1 protein-coding gene and 1 pseudogene are annotated in these 2,852 nt (G+C 34.2%); one reads left to right on the top strand and one right to left on the bottom strand.

Annotated elements, in window-relative coordinates; genetic code table 11:
* Positions 1-373 precede the first annotated feature (373 nt).
* Positions 374-1,477, top strand: a complete 1,104-nt coding sequence (locus tag J7E16_RS09840; RefSeq protein ID WP_034547003.1) for an ABC transporter ATP-binding protein — start codon at positions 374-376, stop codon at positions 1,475-1,477.
* Between the two features lie 318 nt (positions 1,478-1,795).
* Here J7E16_RS09840 and J7E16_RS11600 read toward each other — a convergent pair.
* Positions 1,796-2,265: pseudogene (locus tag J7E16_RS11600) on the bottom strand (putative immunity protein).
* Between the last annotated feature and the right edge of the window lie 587 nt (positions 2,266-2,852).

Genomic DNA, 2,852 nt, shown 5'->3' with positions numbered 1-2,852 from the left:
AGTGAATACTTCATACATATAAAGTTGTATAGACTCCTCTGTAGCGATTAAATCGCTCGATTCCTTTATTATTTCATATAATTTTGTTATAATTCTATCCATAAGAAGGCCTCTTTCATCTATGTATTTGCCGCTCAGCATACATTTATGATAGAACGCCTTCTTTCTTTTTGCTAGTAAAAAATAAAATCATCTCGAGAACTATTTTACACATACTAAAAATTCCTATTCTTTTCTACTATTCCTTTGATGTGCAACTTGCACAACTATCCGCTGATTGTTTTGTGCAGATTCCCCTTTTATTGAAATAGCGTTTACATTATGATTAGGTTATAAGAAATAGTGTTGATAGAAGAAAGGAATAGTGAAGAGAATGGTAGAGATCGCTTTAAAAAACATCCAAAAAAAATATGAAAATAATGAAGAGTATTCTGTAACAAATTTTGATTTAAACATAAAAGATCGAGAGTTCATAGTATTCGTTGGTCCTTCTGGTTGTGGAAAATCAACTACATTACGTATGGTTGCTGGACTTGAAGATATTACAGAAGGCGAATTATACATTGGAGATAAATTAGTTAATGATGTTGCTCCTAAGGATCGCGACATTGCGATGGTTTTCCAAAACTATGCTTTGTACCCTCATATGACTGTATACGATAATATGGCCTTTGGTTTAAAATTACGAAAATATAAAAAAGACGAAATTAAAAAACGTGTTGAAGAAGCGGCTGAAATTTTAGGTTTAACTGAGTTTTTACAACGTAAACCAGCTGCATTATCCGGTGGACAACGTCAACGTGTTGCATTAGGCCGCGCTATTGTCCGTGATGCTAAAGTTTTCTTAATGGATGAGCCCTTATCAAACTTAGATGCTAAATTACGTGTTGCTATGCGTGCTGAGATTGCTAAATTACACCGTCGTTTGAAGACAACGACAATTTATGTAACCCATGACCAAACAGAAGCAATGACGATGGCAGATCGTATCGTTATTATGAAAGATGGATTTGTTCAACAAATCGGTACTCCTAAAGATGTTTACAATACGCCGGTTAATGTTTTTGTTGCAGGCTTTATCGGATCTCCAGCAATGAATTTCTTCGATATAACTTTAAATAACAACATTATATCAAATGGTAAAGGATTATCGATTACACTTGATGAAAGAAATGCTAAAAGACTTGCTGCTAAAGGATATGATGGAAAGAAACTTATCTTTGGTATGCGTCCTGAAGATATCCATAGTGAGCAAATCGTTTTAGATGCTAACCCAAATAGCATTGTCCATGCTGAAGTAGTTGTATCAGAATTACTTGGAGCTGAGACGATGTTGTATACAAAGGTCGATGACACGGAATTCATTTCAAAAGTTGATGCAAGGGATTTCCATAGCCCTGGAGAATTCATTGATTTATCCTTTGAGTTAAACAAAGCTCATTTCTTTGATATTGATACTCAAGAAGTGATCAATTGATTCAACCATAATCAACTATGGTAAATAAGTAGAAAAATACATCCTAAAAGTTAGCTTTTTATAACTTTAAGGGTGTATTTTTAATTTTGGTTATATGACAAATAATGTGGATACTCAAATGATAAGTGACTCTTAGTCACTCGAACTAACGCTCGTTTCACTTACTCAAATAAAAGTCTACTTTGAATAGAAACTTCCTTTTCCTTTTTCATTGTCAAATCGGTTTATTTTAGAAGCAGAAGCAGAAGCGGTCATTTTTCTCTTAATATGGTAGTTTCGTTAACTAATAATGTTATTTGGGTTTAGTCTAGAAATAGTTTAATACCTGTGTTGAGATATTCTTTTTAATTCATTGAGTTGAAATTCTCGCTCATGAGTTACAGCGTTAATATTATTTGAGTTAAGCAATCCTATTGTTTTGACCGCGTAGTCTGATGCTACCATTGCGTGTTCTCTCATATGTCCACTTCCTACTGCCTGTCCCGCAACTCTTAATGCTGTTTTTCGAATTTCATCATCACATTCTCGTGCAAGTTTGTGGATTCAAATCCTGCCTGTCTAACATCGTGCATTCCTGCTTTGTCCAATTGCCATAATTCATTTATCTGAAATCCATCAGCGATATCAGCAATTAAATTATAATCGATGCCGACAATATCCAATATGTGTTTAGCAATCGATAACGACCATTTGGCCAAATCTATTTGGCTCGTTTTTTCATATAATTCATCTATTTCTGCTCTCAATTGATTGTTATCTACAATTTTTATTTTAGGTTTTGTTGGCATAAAGCACCTCCGTCCCAATCACAATATCATCCATAATTTGCAGTTCTCATCTTATGTTGTTCTGATCTTGCATTGGTTAACTTTGTAGCGTTACTTATAACAAGATGTCTTGCTTTAGTAATATCCCCTTTCACGGGAATTTCGCAGTGTTCCAAATCCACCTACATCTATCATAATCGAAACTTGTCCAATATCTCAATAGTTCTTATTTGCATTAAGAATTCTCTTAAAGTACCCTTTTATTTATTTCACACTTTAAAATTGTTTCACGTGACACAATTCCTTAATAGAACCCATCCAAGCTCTACCATTTCGGGTGTTGATAGATTAGCTGAATTACCTACTTGGAATTTCTGAAGGAATAGGGGTTACTTGTAGCCATGTAAAGGTTTCAAGACGGCACCATGACTCTACACAAGCAAACCCATTCATTCCAGAAGAAATCCCTTTTAGAGCACTAGCACTATTTGTTGAACGTTCTTATTTAGATCTAACTCAACTCATACATACTATTTGACAAAGATTTCTGATTTTTTAATACGCAAGTCAAAACAAAAAAAAGACACCATCCGAAGATGATGTCTTTT

Source organism: Carnobacterium sp. ISL-102, assembly GCF_018612935.1.
Taxonomy (GTDB): Bacteria; Bacillota; Bacilli; order Lactobacillales; family Carnobacteriaceae; genus Carnobacterium_B; species Carnobacterium_B alterfunditum.
This window is presented reverse-complemented; position numbering and strand designations above follow the sequence as displayed.

Coding starts and splice junctions, on each gene's coding strand:
- J7E16_RS09840 (WP_034547003.1), top strand. CDS start 374: ATGGTAGAGATCGCTTTAAAAAACATCCAAAAAAAATATGAAAATAAT.